This window comes from Bradyrhizobium sp. USDA 223 (assembly GCF_044909005.1).
GTDB lineage: Bacteria > Pseudomonadota > Alphaproteobacteria > Rhizobiales > Xanthobacteraceae > Bradyrhizobium > Bradyrhizobium yuanmingense.
In genome coordinates this window covers 4,541,888-4,556,267 of record NZ_JBIYDR010000001.1, presented here as the reverse complement: position 1 = coordinate 4,556,267, position 14,380 = coordinate 4,541,888, and the positions used below count along the sequence as shown (strand labels likewise).

15 protein-coding genes, 3 pseudogenes and 1 riboswitch are annotated in these 14,380 nt (G+C 64.5%); of the genes and pseudogenes, 3 read left to right on the top strand and 15 right to left on the bottom strand.

Annotated features, from left to right (window positions below; all coding sequences use genetic code 11):
- Window positions 1-102: 102 nt before the first annotated feature.
- The 5 genes from ABIA40_RS21205 to ABIA40_RS21185 all read right to left on the bottom strand — a co-directional run bounded on the left by ABIA40_RS21205 (window position 103) and on the right by ABIA40_RS21185 (window position 3,687).
- The gene (locus tag ABIA40_RS21205) at window positions 103-708 is read right to left on the bottom strand and encodes a thiamine phosphate synthase (RefSeq protein ID WP_404543134.1); all 606 of its coding nucleotides are present in this window, start codon (window positions 706-708) and stop codon (window positions 103-105) included.
- Window positions 695-1,477: a thiazole synthase gene (locus ABIA40_RS21200; RefSeq protein WP_036028480.1), complete on the bottom strand. Its 783-nt coding sequence runs from the start codon at window positions 1,475-1,477 to the stop codon at window positions 695-697. Before ABIA40_RS21200 ends, ABIA40_RS21205 begins: the two co-directional genes overlap by 14 nt.
- Before the next feature lie 174 nt (window positions 1,478-1,651).
- Window positions 1,652-1,849, bottom strand: a complete 198-nt coding sequence (gene thiS / locus ABIA40_RS21195) for a sulfur carrier protein ThiS (RefSeq protein WP_157281625.1) — start codon at window positions 1,847-1,849, stop codon at window positions 1,652-1,654.
- Window positions 1,840-2,850 carry an FAD-dependent oxidoreductase gene (locus tag ABIA40_RS21190; protein ID WP_404543131.1) on the bottom strand — a complete coding sequence of 337 codons (1,011 nt, stop codon included), beginning with the start codon at window positions 2,848-2,850 and terminating at the stop codon, window positions 1,840-1,842. Before ABIA40_RS21190 ends, thiS begins: the two co-directional genes overlap by 10 nt.
- A riboswitch (TPP riboswitch) is annotated at window positions 2,838-2,966 on the bottom strand. (Overlaps the previous gene by 13 nt.)
- A 160-nt stretch (window positions 2,967-3,126) precedes the next feature.
- Window positions 3,127-3,687 carry a lytic transglycosylase domain-containing protein gene (locus ABIA40_RS21185; protein WP_157281621.1) on the bottom strand — a complete coding sequence of 187 codons (561 nt, stop codon included), beginning with the start codon at window positions 3,685-3,687 and terminating at the stop codon, window positions 3,127-3,129.
- 230 nt (window positions 3,688-3,917) lie between these two features.
- Between ABIA40_RS21185 and ABIA40_RS21180 the strand changes: the two genes are divergently transcribed.
- Complete coding sequence (locus ABIA40_RS21180; protein WP_157281619.1) at window positions 3,918-4,118, top strand: hypothetical protein; 201 nt, start codon at window positions 3,918-3,920, stop codon at window positions 4,116-4,118.
- Between the two features lie 43 nt (window positions 4,119-4,161).
- On the opposite strand, the pseudogene ABIA40_RS21175 reads toward ABIA40_RS21180, so the two are convergent.
- Window positions 4,162-4,966 (bottom strand): annotated as a pseudogene (locus ABIA40_RS21175) (histidine kinase dimerization/phospho-acceptor domain-containing protein); the annotation flags it as partial.
- Between the two features lie 233 nt (window positions 4,967-5,199).
- Between ABIA40_RS21175 and ABIA40_RS21170 the strand changes: the two are divergent.
- Window positions 5,200-5,727 (top strand): PRC-barrel domain-containing protein, encoded by a 528-nt coding sequence (locus ABIA40_RS21170; protein WP_036013268.1) that lies wholly within the window; start codon window positions 5,200-5,202, stop codon window positions 5,725-5,727.
- 78 nt (window positions 5,728-5,805) lie between these two features.
- Here the strand turns inward: ABIA40_RS21170 and ABIA40_RS21165 are convergent, their stop codons facing one another.
- The 6 genes and pseudogenes from ABIA40_RS21165 to ABIA40_RS21140 all read right to left on the bottom strand — a co-directional run.
- The gene (locus tag ABIA40_RS21165) at window positions 5,806-6,636 is read right to left on the bottom strand and encodes an ABC transporter permease (RefSeq protein WP_404543128.1); all 831 of its coding nucleotides are present in this window, start codon (window positions 6,634-6,636) and stop codon (window positions 5,806-5,808) included.
- Window positions 6,633-7,895, bottom strand: a complete 1,263-nt coding sequence (locus ABIA40_RS21160; protein ID WP_404543126.1) for an ABC transporter permease — start codon at window positions 7,893-7,895, stop codon at window positions 6,633-6,635. Before ABIA40_RS21160 ends, ABIA40_RS21165 begins: the two co-directional genes overlap by 4 nt.
- Window positions 7,896-7,901: 6 nt before the next feature.
- Window positions 7,902-8,951 carry an ABC transporter substrate-binding protein gene (locus ABIA40_RS21155; protein WP_404543124.1) on the bottom strand — a complete coding sequence of 350 codons (1,050 nt, stop codon included), beginning with the start codon at window positions 8,949-8,951 and terminating at the stop codon, window positions 7,902-7,904.
- A 64-nt stretch (window positions 8,952-9,015) separates the two neighbouring features.
- Window positions 9,016-10,125: an ABC transporter ATP-binding protein gene (locus ABIA40_RS21150; RefSeq protein WP_271542742.1), complete on the bottom strand. Its 1,110-nt coding sequence runs from the start codon at window positions 10,123-10,125 to the stop codon at window positions 9,016-9,018.
- Between the two features lie 290 nt (window positions 10,126-10,415).
- On the bottom strand, window positions 10,416-11,984 hold the full coding sequence (locus ABIA40_RS21145) for a DUF4403 family protein (RefSeq protein ID WP_275508664.1): 1,569 nt from the start codon (window positions 11,982-11,984) through the stop codon (window positions 10,416-10,418).
- Window positions 11,985-12,256: 272 nt separating this feature from the next.
- Window positions 12,257-12,385 (bottom strand): annotated as a pseudogene (locus tag ABIA40_RS21140) (glutamine cyclotransferase); the annotation flags it as partial.
- Here ABIA40_RS21140 and ABIA40_RS21135 point away from each other — a divergent pair.
- Window positions 12,386-12,764, top strand: a pseudogene (locus ABIA40_RS21135) (LrgB family protein); the annotation flags it as partial.
- Window positions 12,765-12,988: 224 nt separating this feature from the next.
- On the opposite strand, the gene ABIA40_RS21130 reads toward ABIA40_RS21135, so the two are convergent.
- The 3 genes from ABIA40_RS21130 to ABIA40_RS21120 all read right to left on the bottom strand — a co-directional run bounded on the left by ABIA40_RS21130 (window position 12,989) and on the right by ABIA40_RS21120 (window position 14,337).
- Window positions 12,989-13,369: an ABC transporter permease gene (locus ABIA40_RS21130; protein ID WP_404546291.1), complete on the bottom strand. Its 381-nt coding sequence runs from the start codon at window positions 13,367-13,369 to the stop codon at window positions 12,989-12,991.
- Window positions 13,370-13,469: 100 nt separating this feature from the next.
- The gene (locus ABIA40_RS21125; RefSeq protein ID WP_404543121.1) at window positions 13,470-13,958 is read right to left on the bottom strand and encodes an ABC transporter permease; all 489 of its coding nucleotides are present in this window, start codon (window positions 13,956-13,958) and stop codon (window positions 13,470-13,472) included.
- A 40-nt stretch (window positions 13,959-13,998) separates the two neighbouring features.
- Entirely contained in the window at window positions 13,999-14,337 is a 339-nt protein-coding gene (locus ABIA40_RS21120; RefSeq protein WP_404546289.1) for a hypothetical protein, read from the bottom strand.
- Window positions 14,338-14,380: the final 43 nt, after the last annotated feature.

The following is a 14,380-nucleotide window of genomic DNA, read 5'->3' as shown; positions in this document are numbered from 1 at the left end:
AGTACTCCGAGGCGGTGCGGCTGGAGCCGAGAGGCCGCGGCGTACTGGATCGCCCGGTCAAGCCGGGCGATGACAGTTGAGGGTGTGGGGAAAGCGTGCGCATCACGCCGCCTCCTTCAGACCAAGCCATTGCCGCACGCGGGCATCGGGATCGGGGTTTTGGGTGACGTCGGAGACAACAGCAATCGAATCCGCGCCGGCGGCGAAGATCTCCGCGGCTTGCTCGAACTTGATGCCGCCGATCGCGACCAGCGGGATGGTGCCAATGCGCTTTTTCCATTCGGTGATTTTGGGAATGCCTTGCGGCTCGAAGCGCATCGATTTGAGCGTGGTGAAGAAGATCGGACCGAGCGCGACGTAGTCAGGCTTGGCGGCCAGCGCGGTCGCAAGCTCGGCGTCGTCATGGGTGGAGATGCCGAGCTTGAGGCCGGCCTCGCGGATCGCGCCGAGGTCGGCCTCGGCCAGGTCCTCCTGGCCGAGATGCAGATATTCTGCGCCGGCGACGATCGCGGCGCGCCAATAATCGTTCACGACCAGCTTGGCCTGCGTGCCCTTGGTGATCGCCAGCGCGTCGGAGACGATCTGCAGCGCCTGCGAGTCGTCGAGGTCCTTGGCGCGCAGCTGGATGGTGCCGACGCCGAGTTTTGTCAGGCGCTCGACCCAGGCGAGGCTGTCGACGACGGGATAGAAGCGATCAGGATACGGCATGCCAGAACGGGGTCCCAACGACAGGGGTGGAGGGCGAAGCGAAATCGCGGGCGTTCATCAGCCCGGCCTCGTAAGCGGTGCGGCCGGCCTCGCAGCCGAGGCGGAAGGCGTTCGCCATTGCGACGGGATCGGCGGCTTTGGCGATGGCGGTGTTGAGCAGCACGGCATCATAGCCGAGCTCGAACGCCTGCGCGGCGTGGGAAGGCGCCCCTAAGCCAGCGTCGACCACCAGCGTGATGTCGGGCAGCCGCTCGCGCAGCAGTTTTAGCGCATCGCGGTTGGTGATGCCCTTGGCGCTGCCAATCGGCGCGGCCCACGGCATCACCACCTTGCACCCAGTTTCGACCAGGCGGCTCGCGACCGAGAGATCCTCCGTGCAATAGGGAAAGACTTCAAAACCGTCCTTGATCAGGATGCCGGCGGCTTCGACGAGACCGACGACGTCGGGCTGCAGCGTGTCGTTGTCGGCGATCACTTCGAGCTTGATCCAGCTTGTGCCGAACAATTCGCGCGCGAGTTTTGCGGTGGTCACCGCCTCGCGTACGGTGCGGCATCCCGCGGTGTTCGGCAGCACGGTGACGTCGAGCTCGCGGATCAGCTTCCAGAACGCATCGCCGGTCTTGCCGCCGGCGGATTCGCGCCGCAGCGAGACCGTGACGATGTTGGCGCCGGAGGCGCGGATCGCGCCTTGCATGATCGCAGGCGAGGGATAGAGCGCGCTGCCGATCAGCAGGCGGGAGGCGAAGGTTTTGCCGTAGAAGGTCACCATGTGGCAGGTGTCTCCGCAAGTGCAGGAGTCATCCCCGCGAAGGCGGGGATCCAGTACGCCGCAGCAGCGCGGCTGGAACCGTGAAGCCGCGGGGTACTGGATCGCCCGGTCAAGCCGGGCGATGACAGTGGGGTGTAGGGAATGCGCCGGTGGGACAAATAGACAGCCATCACCTCACCCTCCCTGCCGCGGCGTGATGATCTCGATCTCGTCGCCGGCCTTGAGCTGCGTCTCGGCCCAGCGGCTCTTCGGCACGACGTCGTAGTTCAGCGCGATGGCGAAATGGCTGCCTTCGTAGTCGAGCTCGGCGAGCAGCGCGTCGACGCTGGCTGCGCTGACCTCGCGCGGCTCACCGTTGACGATCAGGCGCATTGCATTACCTCGTTGTCGATCTGGCCGCGCTCGACATAGGCGAGCGTCAGCTCGGCGAGCGCCGGCGCGATCAGGAAGCCGTGGCGGTAGAGGCCGTTGACGCTGATCTTGCGATCGCGAATGCCGATGCGCGGCAAATTGTCGGGAAAGGCGGGCCGAAGCCCCGAGCCGAACTCGACGATACGGGCCTCGCCGAACGCCGGGTGCACGGTGTAGGCCGCGCCCAAGAGCTCCAGCGCGGAGCGGACGCTGACGCCGGTGTCTTCCGCCTCGATCGAGGTCGCGCCCAGCATGAACAGGCCGTTCTCGCGCGGGATCACGTAGAGCGGCCAGCGCGGGTGGATCAGCCGCACCGGGCGCGCCAGCTGCACCTCGTCCGTCTCGATCAGGATCATCTCGCCCTTGACGCCGCGAAGCTCGCTCTGCTCGTCGCGGGCACCAAGGCCGCGGCAGTCGATGACGATGCCGTCAAGCTCGTTCGCAGTGACGTCGCTGCAGAACTTGATGGTGCCGCCGGCAGCCTTGATGCGCTCGTGCAGCTGCGGCAGCACGCGGCGCGGCTCGACATGGCCCTCGGCGGGGAAGAACAGCGCATCGCGGAAGCGGCCCTCCAGCGACGGCTCGAGCGCGGCAAGGCCGGCGGCATCGAGCCGGCGGTGATGCTCGGTCATGCGCGCAAACCGCTCGAAATCGTTGCGCTCGCGCGGATGGGCGACGACCAGCGAGCCGTTGAACGGCGTGTCGGGCAGCTCGCGCCGCCAGAGATCGAGCGAGCGCAGCCCCAGACGGCTGATGATGGGCTCGGCGACTTCGGCCTCGCAATAGGGCGCGAGCATGCCGCCGGCCCAATGGCTGGTGGCATCCGTCATCGCCTCGTCACCGCGCTCGTGCAAGGTGACGGCGTGACCGGCCTGCGCGAATAGCAGCGCCTGCCAGGCGCCCGCGATGCCTGCGCCGATGATGGATACCGGTGAATCCGGTCGCTTGATGGTCTGCAACATCCCTGTCCCTTCGCCGGCATGACCCGGATCAGGTTCAAAGGGTCACCGCGGTCCTGGGCGGTATTGCCCATTTAGCGGTATCTCAGCTCCTCCTCGGAGCACCCCTCGGAACGGTGGTAATGTATGCCAGCGGGACGGGGTGGTCAACGCGTGTTGGCGCGGAACCCGACCGTGCCCCGGACGCAGCGCTGAGCCGGGGCCCATTGTTGTGTAGGGGCTGGGTCCCGGCTCTGCGACGCAACGCTCGCGCGTTGCGTCTCGTCCGGGACACGAAGGCTACTTTAATGCCTGCGCCCGCGCGTTGCGGACGCGCTGGGCGAGCTTCCTCTGCGCCGGCGCGGCGAACATCGGCTGCGGATTGCCGTTCGGCTCGAGCCAAGGTTGGCCCATAGTGCCCTGGCCCATGGTGTCGCCCATACTCGCGACCTGGACGGCCTCCTGCCGCTGGCGCTTTGCAGCGTAGTAATAGCCGCCCGCGAAATAACGCACGGCTCGCGCGTGATCGCCATTGGCGGCGCGGTAGGCGCCGGCGAGGTACTTCACCGCATAAGTGAGGTTGGTGTTGGGATCGCGCAGGCCGGCGGCATCGCCGGTGTAGCCGACCCCGCGGGCGGTCGCGAGCTTGATCTGCATCAGCCCGATGGTGCCGCCGCGACCGACCACATGCGGCTGATAGCGGCTTTCGCGCATGATGACGCGATGCACCAGCGCTTCCGGCACGCCGTTGGCGCGGGCATGGGCGGCGACCATCTCGGCATATTCGGCTTGCCCGGCGAAAGCTGCCTGCGGCAACGTCAATCCGGCCGCGAGCAGCGCGACAATTCGTAAGATTTTCATCGAAGTATTCCTCGGCAGAACGGACCCGCACCCAGCGCGTTAGGCCGTGGGAACACGGCGATGATGTGGCGAAATGTCACCAGCGGCAATTTTTGCCGGCTCGTCGCTTTTGCGACTCAAACCTGGGTTAAGCTCGGACCTGGTAGAGCGCCTTACGCGACAGCGGGTCTGTCCATTTCGCGCATTCGCCCAACAATCGCTACTCAAAACCAGCACTCGGGAGGACGTCCATGAATCCTGCAGACATCGACGACATTCCCAAGCAGAACCCTTGCGCACAATGTGGCACACCGATCCCGTTTCCTGACTGGATCGAGCCGGGCGAAGGCCGCGTCTCTTATCTCTGGACCTGCCACGCCTGCAACTATCGCTTCGAGGCGGTGGCGATCTTCCCGCACGAGGCCATCGAGCACCCGCCGCTCGCGGCTTGATCAGGCGGCGCGGCGCCTGCGAGACCGGCAATTTCATCCGCACGACCAGCTTGGTGACGCCGCGATGCAGATCGTCGGGGCGCGCGGCGGCGGTCGCGGACGCCGGCCCGACATAATGCACGAGGTGGCCCATATCGCCGAACTGATTGGCGACGAGCTGCAGCGTGCTGGCGATGTCGACCAGCGTCACCGCCTCGACCTTGCGGTCGTCGCGCAAGAGCGACAGCACCGATTCCAGCATCGCGCGCATCTGGTCTAGATCCATCAGCATGCGCTTGCGGTTGCTCTCGTCCTCGATGAACTCGGCGCGCAGGCGCAGCCGCGTGATCGGCGTGCGCAAATCGTGGCTGATGGCGGCCAGCATCCGCGTGCGGTCCGACATCAACCGCACGATCCGCTCGTGCATGCGGTTGAGCGCGCGCGCCACCGCGCGGATCTCCTCCGGGCCGCGGCTCGGGCAGCGGCTCGGCGGCGCCGTCGAGGCTGAAATTCTCCGCCGCCGCGGCGAAGGACGACAGCGGCCTCGTCAGCGCGCGCGCCGCCCACAGGCCGAGCACGGTGACGCAGATGAAGGCGCTCATCAGCCAGGGCGCGCCAGAGAACAACGGCCGCGGGGCGCCATCGACATGGCCCGCGATCACGGTGCCGTCGGGCAATTGCACGCCGATACGGGGCTCGATGCTGCCTGACGCCAGCCGTCCGGTCTTGTAGGCGCGGCCGAGATGGCGGCGCATCCAGCGCAGATGCAGGCTGTCGCTCTCCGCGAGATCGGCCGTGCCGGGCGCCAGCATCTCAATGCCGAGCCCGGGAAAGGCGCGCGCGAGATTGGTGACAAGGCGCGGACGCGCTCCTAATCGACTACAAGAGCTGACCTCGGCGACGCCGGGTCGGCGCGGTCCTCGCCGCGGTCCTGCCTTGCCCCAATGCGCACGATCGTCGGGGGGAACCGTGCATCGCAAAATGTTCCTGAGTGACGCAGGAACAGTTCGCGCATGGCGCGACGAAATTGCGGCACGCACGGAACTGCGCCCGATCAGAGCGGTTTTCTCCGCACGAGTTTTCTGTGAAGGAGAGGACAACCATGTTGATGAAATCGATCGTCACCGGCCTCGCCGGTACCGCGCTACTTGCGACCGTCGCAATCGCGCAAACGCCGCCCGCCGCCACCACCGACAAGGCGGCCCCTGCGGCCACCGCAACGACCACGACGGCTTCCGGCCAGTGGCGCACCTCGAAGATGGACGGCCTGAAGGTCTACAATGAGGCCAACGAGAACATCGGCACGATCAACGACCTGCTGATGGACAAGAACGGTGACATCAAGATCGCCGTGATCGGAGTCGGCGGCTTCCTCGGCATGGGCGAGCATCTGGTCGCCGTGCCCTACGAGAAGCTGAAATTCGTCAACGAGCCCGTCGCCTATACCGGCACCGGCGCGAACACCGGCGCCCGGCCCGCTGGCACGACGACCGGCGCTGCGACCGGTACCGACAGGCCCGCAGCGACCGCATCGACGTCGTCCGCGTCAAAATGGTATCCGGACCACGCCGTGTTCAATGCCAGCAAGGACGAGCTGAAGAACATGCCGCAGTTCAAGTACGCGGAGTAATGCGGCTCGCGTAACTGCCTGAACGAAGCGCGCCTGGTTTTCACCGGGCGCGCTGTCGTGCTTCGACCTCCTGCGTCCTCAACCCCCGCTGCCCTTCAGCCGTTCATTACGCCGCCGCAGGGCTTCCAGGGTGGCAAGCAAGATGACCGAGACGGTCGTCAAGATCACGGCCGCTGCCGTGATGGTCGGGCTGATGTTCTCGCGGATGCCGCTGAACATCTCGCGCGGCAGGGTCCGCTGCTCGGGACCCGCCATGAACAGCACGATCACCACCTCATCGAAGCTGGTCGCAAACGCGAACAGGGCGCCAGACGCCAGACCCGGCAGGATCAGCGGCAGGATCACGCGACGGAACGCGTAGATTGGCGAGGCGCCGAGCGAGGCGGCGGCGCGCGCCAGGTTGGTGTCGAAGCTCTGCAGAGTCGCCCCGACCGTGATCACCACGAAGGGCGTCGCCAGCGCGGTGTGGGCCAGGATCAGGCCGAGATAGCTGCCGGTCAGGCCGATCGGCGCGAAGAAGAAGTACAGGCCGACCGCGGTGATGACGCCGGGCACGACCACCGGCGACAGCACGAAGGCCAGCACGAGCGGCTTGAACCGGCTCTTCCACTGCGCCAGCCCCAGCGCGGCCAGCGTGCCGAGGACCATGGACAACAGCGTCGAGGCGATGCCGATGATCATGCTGTTCTTGAGCGAGTTCATCCAGCGCGGCGAATTGACGAAGTCGTCGTACCAGCGCAAGGAAAGACCCGGCAGCGGATAGGTGAGGTACGAGCTTGAACTGAAGGACAGCGGCATGATCGCGAGGATCGGCGCGATCAGGAAGATGAAAACCAGCGTGGAGACAACGATAGTCGCGGTCCACGCGATGCGCTGGCTGGGGGTGCGCAAGGAGGAATTGTCGCTCAATTCTTCATCCCTCCCGTGACCTGCTGGCCCTGCACCAGCTTGCCGTAGACGAGAGCGAGCAGAACGGTGGCCAGCAGCAGCACCGCGCCCAGCGCCGAAGCAAGGCCCCAATTGGCCGTCTCGGTCGTGTAGAGGGCGATGAAGTAGCTGATCATCTGGTCGGCGGCGCCGCCGACGAGGGCCGGCGTGATGTAGTAGCCGAGCGCCAGGATGAAGACGAGCAGGCTTCCCGCGCCGATGCCAGGCAGGGTCTGCGGCAGGTAGATCCGCAGGAAGGCGGTGAGGGGTGGCGCACCGAGCGAGGCGGCGGCCCGCATGTAAGCGGGCGAGATCGCCTTCATGCTGCTGTACAGCGGCAGGATCATGAACGGCAGCAGAACGTGGGTCATGGCAACGCAGACGCCGAAGCGGTTGTAGATCAGGCGCAAGGGCGCGTCGATGATGCCGAGCCAGAGCAGACTGTCGTTCACGACGCCCTTGCTCTGCAACAGGACGATCCAGGCGCAGGTGCGAACCAGGAGCGACGTCCAGAACGGCAGCAGCACGAAGATCATCAAGAGGTTCGACCGGCCGGGCGGCAGCGTCGCCAGGAGGTAAGCGACCGGAAAGCCGAGGATCAGGCAGAGCGCCGTGACACCGAGGCTGATGAGAAATGTGCGGAGGAAAATGTCGCGGTAGATGGCCTGATCCGGTGGTGCGGCGACGATCGCGCCGTCCGCGTTTCGCGTCAGGTCGAGCGCGGCAAGCAGGTAGAAGCCGGTGATCGGGCCGCTCGCGTCCTTGATCGTGGTCCAGGTGGCGCGTTCGCGCCAGGCGGGGTTGATCCTGCCCAGCGTCTCCCTGGCCGTACCGGGCTCAGGCACCGCCTTCAGATTGCGTCCCGTGCTGGTCAGGATCGTGCGGAAGCCGTTCAGCGCGTAGTTGAGCCGTTTGGCCGCAATCGCAAGGGTGCCGGCGGCGCGCGCCGCCAGGATGTCGCTTGCAAGCGCCGCATAGGCGTTTTCATCCGGCAGGTCCTTGCCGTCCCAGCTGGTAAGAGCTGCGACCGTCTGCGGCAGGACCTGACGCACCTCCCAGTCCTCGACCGAGCGCCACAGCATGCCGGCGATGGGACCTGCGAAGGTGAAGAGCAGAAACAGCAGAAGCGGCAGGACCAGCGCCAATGCCTTGACCTGGCGTGTCCGCTCCGCGCGCCTCAAGCGGCGTTTGAGCGGCACCTCGGTCTTGGCGTCAGCGCCAGTCAGAAGCGCGTTCGTCATTGATCGCTATTTCGCGGCCCATTTGTTGAAGCGCTCGGTCAGGCGGTCGATGTTCTCGAGCCAGAAGCCGACGTTGATCTCGACCGCGTTCTTGATGTTGTCAGGCGCCGTCGGCAGGTCCTTCAGGACGGCGGGCGCGAGCCGGCCGGCGGCGTCCTTGTTGGAGGTGCCGTAAGCAATGTTCTCCGACAGCTTGGACTGGTTCTCCGCCTTGCCGACGAATTCCAGGAACTTGTAGGCCGCGTCCTTGTTCGGGCTCCCCTTCAGGATGACCCAGCTGTCGAGTGTGAACAGCGCGCCGTCCCACACCATGCCAAAGTTCTTCTTCTCGTTCTTGTTCGCGGTGTCGATGCGGCCATTGTAGACCGAGGTCATCGCCACCTCGCCGGAGGCGAGCAATTGCGGCGGCTGCGCGCCGGCCTTCCACCAGACGAGGTCGCCCTTGATAGTGTCGAGCTTCTTGAAGGCGCGCTCGATGCCTTCGTCGGTCGCCAGCACCTTGTAGACGTCCTTCGGTGCGACGCCGTCGGCCATGAGGGCGATCTCCAGCGTGGTCTTCGGACCCTGACGCAGGGCACGCTTGCCGGGAATCTTCTTGGTGTCGAAGAAGTCGGCCCAGCCTTTCGGGGCCTCCTTCAGCTTGTCCTTGTCGTAGCCGAGCACGAAATCGTAGAGGATGGCGCCGACGCCGCAAGGATTGACCGACGGCGGGATATAGGCGGCCTCGCCGCCGATCTTGGAATAGTCCAGCTTCTCGAACAGGCCCTCTTCACAGCCGACCGCGAGCTCATCGCTCTCGACCTGGACGACGTCCCAGGTGGCGGCACCTCCCTGCACCTTGGCGCGCAGCACGCCGACGCCGCCGTCCCAGGATTCATCGTTCATCGCGATGCCGGATGCTTTCTTGAACGGCTCGAAATAGACCTTCTTCTGGGCCTCCTGATACGCACCGCCCCACGAGACGACGGTGAGGTCACGCGCCTCCGCGACATTGGCCAGCGCAGCACTGGCGCCCAGTGCCGCGGCGAAACCCAGAGCAATCTTGCGCTTCAGCATGGTCTTCGTTCCTTCTTCATGTGAGTTGCGTTGACATCGAGTGTTCAGCTTTGCCGCCGGCAGATCAGACTGGATCGAGGGCGAGGCAGTCCTCCGGGCGGAAGGTGATGAACACGCTTTCGCCAGGTCTTAGGCCGTGATGCGCTCCCGGCTGAAGCTTGACCATGAACTCGGCGTTGCCGGCCACATCCAGCACGGCCAGCGCGTGGTCACCGAGATAGATGGTGTTCTGCACTTTTGCCGGCAGCCGGTTCGGTCCCTCACTGGAATTGCCATTGGGAATTATTGCGACACGCTCCGGCCGCACCGACAGGGAGGTCGATGCGCCTGCGCCTGACACGTTGACCGCCCGTGCGGCGACTGTGCCGCCACCGGCCAGCGCGACGCGGCAATAATCCCTTTCGACGGTTTCCACGGTGCCGGCGAGCACATTGTTCTCGCCGATGAAATGGGCGACGAAGCTGTTCACGGGATGCTCATACAGCGCGTCGGGGCGGTCGATCTGCTGCACGATGCCGTCGTTGAATACGGCGATGCGGTCCGACATCGTGAGCGCTTCGCTCTGGTCGTGGGTGACATAGACGACCGTGATGCCCATCGTCTCGTGCAACTGCTTGATCTCCAGCTGCATCTGCTCCCGCAGCCGCTTGTCCAGCGCGCCCAGGGGCTCGTCCATCAGCACGAGCTGCGGATTGAACACCAGCGCGCGGGCCAGCGCCACCCGCTGCTGCTGACCGCCGGACAATTGCCCGGGCCGCCGGTGCGCAAAAGTTTCCATCTTGATCATGCGCAGCGCCGCGCTGACGCGCTCTTGCGTTTCCGCCTTGCTCGACTTGCGCACCGACAGCGGGAAGGCGATGTTTTCAGCGATCGTCAGGTGCGGAAACAGCGCGTAGTTCTGGAACACCATGCCGATGTCGCGCTTGTGCGGCGGCACGTTCTTGATCGGCCGCTCGCTGAGGTAAATCTCGCCATGGGTCGGCACCTCGAAGCCGGCCAGCATCATCAGCGTGGTCGTCTTGCCCGATCCCGACGGGCCGAGCAGGGTGATGAATTCGCCCTTCCTGATGTCGAGGTCGAGGTTCTTCACCACGAGATGCTCGCCATCATAGGTTTTTTGAATGCCGGAAAAACGCACCAGCGCCGGCGCAGGCGTGACCATGCCGGCTTCCATGTTGTCCTCGCGTTGTCCCCTACAATGCGCGTGCGAGATTAGCATCCTGCAGCGAGAATGCCAGCGGCGCAAGCGACGAGGAATTGTGCGGGTCCGGCGAGTGGCGGGGCTATCGCATATGAACAGTGCACGTCTGGCACGATAGTCCCCACATCGTCATGGCCGGGCTTGTCCCGGCCATCCACGCCTTGCCGCGCAGCACAAAGAACGTGGATGCCCGGGACAAGCCCGGGCATGACGACCTCGGTGAAGGTTCAAATGCAAATAGCCCTGCGATTCGCAGGGAAGCGCTACATCCCCGACAGCTTCGTCACGAATACGTTCAGCGAGCCGCCGGCTTCCGCAACCACGCGCAGAGTCTTGGAATCGAAGGCGATGTCGGCGAGAGTGAGGCTCTCGATCCTGGCCTCGACCTTGAGGCCGTCCTCGCTCTTCTGGTAGTCGGCGATTGCGGCGGCGATCTTCTCGCGGGCGTTGGCGGCGATCGGCTTCAGATCGAGCGTTGCCCTCTGCAGCAGCGCCTGCTGCATCTGCGGGACGACGGCGCGGGCGGCGGCACCCAACAGGCCGAAGGCCGCCTCGGATTCCACCGCGAGCTGGATGTCGGTGAGCCGCAGCGTCTGCTGCGCCTGGTCGAGCACCGGCCGGCCCCAGATGTGCACATTCGCCTCGGCGCCGAGGCCGAACCAGCTCTTCTTCTCCTTGGCGCGCACCAGAAGCGAGATCAGCAGTTGGTCGCCCGAGGGCACGACGTTGGCGCTCTTGACGGTGACGTCGACCGGGCCGGAGCCGTCCTCCGGATAGGTGCGGCCGACCATCTGCGCGGCGATCAGCTTGTTGATCTCCGTGAAAGGCACGTCGATCGGCACGCCGATGTTCACGCCGGTGCCGGTCGGCGGCACGATCGAGATCTTGTCGGGGAACGGACAGTCCGGCTTGGTCGGCGTCGAGGTCACGCGTGTCTCGGCCTCGAGGCCGAGCAGCAAGGTCACGGCCTGCGCATCGACGCGCGGCTGCGCCGCGATCGCGCGCACCGGCTTCATCTCGAGCCAGAGCGGCGGCAGCGCCGCCGAGGCGCTAGATCCTTGCAGCGGGATCGAGCGGCAGGCCTTGATCCATTGCGCCTTGGCATTCTCGCGCAGGCTGGGATCGTTGCGGATGCGCTCGGAGGCGGCGTTGATCTGCTCGCCGACGGTCTTGTCGATCAGCGGCTTGACCTGCGCGGGCACGTTGACCTTGGCGCCGGCGACGTTGAGGTTGGTGTCGCCGAGATTGACCTGGGCGCCGAGATTAGGCTCCAGATACCAGGCGGCGGCGAGCTTCGGGCGCGAGGTAACGACGACGTTGCCCTTGATCTCCGCGCTCGCGTTCAGGTTCTTGATGTTGACCGCGCCGATCCGCTTCGCGGCGTCGCCGCCGAGCACGCTGCCGAGCGCATCGCCAAGCGCGCCTGTGGCCTTCGACGACAGCGAGCCGGTCACGTTGAGCTTGCCGGTGAGCGGGGTCGAGATCGTCAGCACGTCCTTGTCGCCGGCTGCCGCCATCGGGCCCCGGACGGCGGACCAGCCGATATCGGCATTCTCCAGGATCTGCGAGATCGGGTTGTCGGCCTTGCCGGCGAAATTGCGCGGCGCGGCCCTCTCGGCCTGCTCGCGGATCGCCGACAGCGCGATGGCGACCGGCGCGATCACGATGGAGCTCTTCGAGGCCGGCGGCAGCGGCGGCAACTGAGCGACCGGCGGCGCCGAATCTGTCGCGCGCGGCGCCAGTAAGTCCATCGCCTTCAGGCTGATGAAGAACGACGCCGCGAGCACCGCGACACCGATCAGGATAGTCTTCACATTCCACGTCAGACGCATCAATCCCCCAAGTCGCCCCGACGGGGATTCTACAGGGCGGGCGAGGAGGGCGCTAGAGCGCACCCGTTGGGTGGAATTGGGGCGAAACCGCAGCGTGAGATCTGCGACTGCGGCCATCCTTCGAGACGCCCGCCGTTGGCGGGCCCTCAGGATGAGGACCGTGTGTGTGCGGCGCTGGCTTCAGCGAGCGCCGATGTTGCTTAGCCTCATCCTGAGGAGACCGCGAAGCGGTCGTCTCGAAGGACGAGGCTAAGCGCTCAGCTCACCGTGAACTAGCTTTGCCGCGGGCGCCGGACCGCTCTCACCTTGCCGCGATTGCCGCCGCCGCAGAAGAAACGGTCACCGCCGTCCGATTCCAGGCCTGACACGATCGTGCCGGCGGGCATGTCGATCTGCTCGATGTCACATCTGTGGTCCTTCTTGCCGAGGCCGCCGGGCTTCCCCTCGAAACTATCCTGTCTCTTGCGCCGAAGTCACTCACGGCCGGCGTTGCAATGGGAATCAGCGAAACGCTACATGCGGATCCGTCGGTGACTGCTGTCGCAGTCATTCTCACTGGTATCATGGCGCCATCATCGTGACCCCCTTGATGAACTGGACAGGCATCATCGATTTCGGGCTCGAGGCTTTGCCGCAGGCATCGCGGCGCACGGCATCGGCACCGCACGCGCTTTCCAGGTTGATGAGATCGCTGGTGTGTTCTCAAGCCTTGGCATGGGCCTGAATGCCCTTGTGACATCCTTCCTGGTGCCGTTCGCAGTAACGGTATTGATAAAATGATGCGCGAGACCTCTCGCCGCTATTGGACTCTGCATCGACGAAGAATGTCCAGAGACGAACCGCTTCGCCAGTAGCACCTTCATAGCCATCGTTTACGTTCCGAGATGTCCATGGGCGCTGTTTGGACACCACTCGCACTCCCATAAAACAAGATAAAGCCTGAAAGGGAAGCCTGTGCAAGGAAGCCGCCCAATTGACCCGCTCAATACCGGAACAGATCCCGTCTACTTGATGAAGGCAAGCCGTGATCGATCGAGCGTGACTGTCACGGCCAGGATGACGATAAGGCCCGTCACCATGATCTGGATGTAGGTATGCACCCCTGCGATGTTTAAGCCATTTTGCAGAACGGCAATCACCAACACCCCGATTAGCGTTCGATGCACGCCTCCTGAACCGCCTGAAAGAGCGGTGCCGCCCATGACCACAGCTGCGATCGCCTGAAGCAAAAGGTCATCGCCCATCCGGGCGGTTCCGGTCGAGGTTCGCGCGACAAGCAGCAAGCCTGCAATTCCGCAGAGCATTCCGGATGCGACGAACGCGATTGCTTTCGTGCGAAGAACATCGATGCCCGAAAGCCGAGCCGTCACTCCTCCCCCGCCAATTGCAACAGAGATCGCCCGAAATGGCTTCTCGCACCGATAAAAGAGGCGACCGCAAATATCAGAAGCGCCAGAATTCCCGAGTTTGGAATGCGCCCGATCATTACACCGGATGCGACCATGTGAGATCCGGACTGCGAAAAAACACGTTCACACCGCCACTGATCCAGGTGGAAATGCCCCCAATGATGGTCATGGTGCTGAGGGTGGCGACAAAGGACGGGATCCGCAGGCGCAGCACCAAAATGGCGTTGAAAAGGCCGCAAAGCGCCCCGATGACGGAAGCAGCAAACAGGATCGCAGCGGCGCTGAACCCGAAATCCCGGATCAGAACTGCCGAGGAGATTGCCACGAAGGTCACGATCGCGCCGACGGAAAGGTCGATTGCTCCCATGAGAATGACAAAGGTGATGCCGGTCGCCACGATGAGCAGGATGGAGGACTGTCTCATCAGATTGAAAAGGTTTATCCAGCTCAGGAAGCGAGGATTGATGGCTGTGAAAACGATGACCATCGTCAGCAGCAGAAGCGCGGGGCCACCTGGATTTATGATCGCGCGGTGACGCTGAACAAACTGCCTCGCGATCTCCATTGTAGCCTCGAGTCGCAATCTCGATCTACGCGCCTTTGTCTCAGACCATGTGCCTGACAAGTTCCTGCTCCGTCGGTTTATCATTGGCAGGCGCGTCCCGCTCGAACTGGATCTCGCCATCGCGCATCACCAGAATCCGGTTTGACAGACCGATGAGCTCGAGCAAATCGTCCGATATCAGAAGAATGGCTGCTCCCTGGTCCGTCAGATCCCTGAGGACACTGTAGATCTCCTCTTTTGCGCCGACATCAACACCACGGGTAGGATTGTCGAGCACCAGAACCTGTACCCCTCGCGCCAGCCATTTTGCCAGCACGACCTTCTGCTGGTTTCCGCCGGAGAGGAATTGGCAGAGTTGCGTCGGCCCGCTGCATCGAATCCGTAAGCCATTGACGTGCTTCTGCGCTAAAGACCGTTCTCGC

Excerpts from the sequence above, each read along its gene's own strand:
- ABIA40_RS21190 (WP_404543131.1), bottom strand. The coding sequence starts at position 2,850 with ATGTTGCAGACCATCAAGCGACCGGATTCACCGGTATCCATCATCGGC.
- ABIA40_RS21150 (WP_271542742.1), bottom strand. The coding sequence starts at position 10,125 with ATGGAAGCCGGCATGGTCACGCCTGCGCCGGCGCTGGTGCGTTTTTCC.
- thiS (WP_157281625.1), bottom strand. The coding sequence starts at position 1,849 with ATGCGCCTGATCGTCAACGGTGAGCCGCGCGAGGTCAGCGCAGCCAGC.
- ABIA40_RS21200 (WP_036028480.1), bottom strand. The coding sequence starts at position 1,477 with ATGGTGACCTTCTACGGCAAAACCTTCGCCTCCCGCCTGCTGATCGGC.
- ABIA40_RS21185 (WP_157281621.1), bottom strand. The coding sequence starts at position 3,687 with ATGAAAATCTTACGAATTGTCGCGCTGCTCGCGGCCGGATTGACGTTG.
- ABIA40_RS21160 (WP_404543126.1), bottom strand. The coding sequence starts at position 7,895 with ATGACGAACGCGCTTCTGACTGGCGCTGACGCCAAGACCGAGGTGCCG.
- ABIA40_RS21145 (WP_275508664.1), bottom strand. The coding sequence starts at position 11,984 with ATGCGTCTGACGTGGAATGTGAAGACTATCCTGATCGGTGTCGCGGTG.
- ABIA40_RS21205 (WP_404543134.1), bottom strand. The coding sequence starts at position 708 with ATGCCGTATCCTGATCGCTTCTATCCCGTCGTCGACAGCCTCGCCTGG.
- ABIA40_RS21125 (WP_404543121.1), bottom strand. The coding sequence starts at position 13,958 with ATGGAGATCGCGAGGCAGTTTGTTCAGCGTCACCGCGCGATCATAAAT.
- ABIA40_RS21155 (WP_404543124.1), bottom strand. The coding sequence starts at position 8,951 with ATGCTGAAGCGCAAGATTGCTCTGGGTTTCGCCGCGGCACTGGGCGCC.
- ABIA40_RS21180 (WP_157281619.1), top strand. The coding sequence starts at position 3,918 with ATGAATCCTGCAGACATCGACGACATTCCCAAGCAGAACCCTTGCGCA.
- ABIA40_RS21170 (WP_036013268.1), top strand. The coding sequence starts at position 5,200 with ATGTTGATGAAATCGATCGTCACCGGCCTCGCCGGTACCGCGCTACTT.